This window comes from Streptomyces sp. SID1328 (genome assembly GCF_009865595.1).
GTDB classification, from domain to species: Bacteria; Actinomycetota; Actinomycetes; order Streptomycetales; family Streptomycetaceae; genus Streptomyces; species Streptomyces griseoluteus.
Window position 1 is genome coordinate 1 of the sequence record NZ_WWKH01000905.1, and the last position, 349, is coordinate 349.

At 67.0% G+C, this 349-nt stretch carries 1 tRNA gene; it reads left to right on the forward strand.

The window, feature by feature from the left end:
- Positions 1 to 273 precede the first annotated feature (273 nt).
- Positions 274 to 347, forward strand: a tRNA-Lys gene (locus GT030_RS28895).
- Positions 348 to 349 lie beyond the last annotated feature (2 nt).

Here is a 349-nt window from a genome sequence, read left to right on the forward strand (position 1 = left end):
GGCGGGGGGCGAGCCGCCGCCACCGGGCGCAGCCCAGGCAGTCGCAGTCGCTCACCGGATCGAATTCCTCGAACACCGGAGCCGTCATGCGATCTGCCTCACATTCGGGGTGGATATGTCCGCGTGTGTGCACGTTGATCAGTCTCACAACTGTCCGCGTGACGCGCATGTTGACGGTCCGAATGGTGCACACCCCCCGCCCGGGCCCCGCCGGCCCCGTCCCCGGTGGTCTGGAGCACCCTGGCGGGTCCTGTAGAGTTTTCCCGTCAGCAGGCGCCGCTAGCTCAGTTGGTTAGAGCAGCTGACTCTTAATCAGCGGGTCCGGGGTTCGAGTCCCTGGCGGCGCACA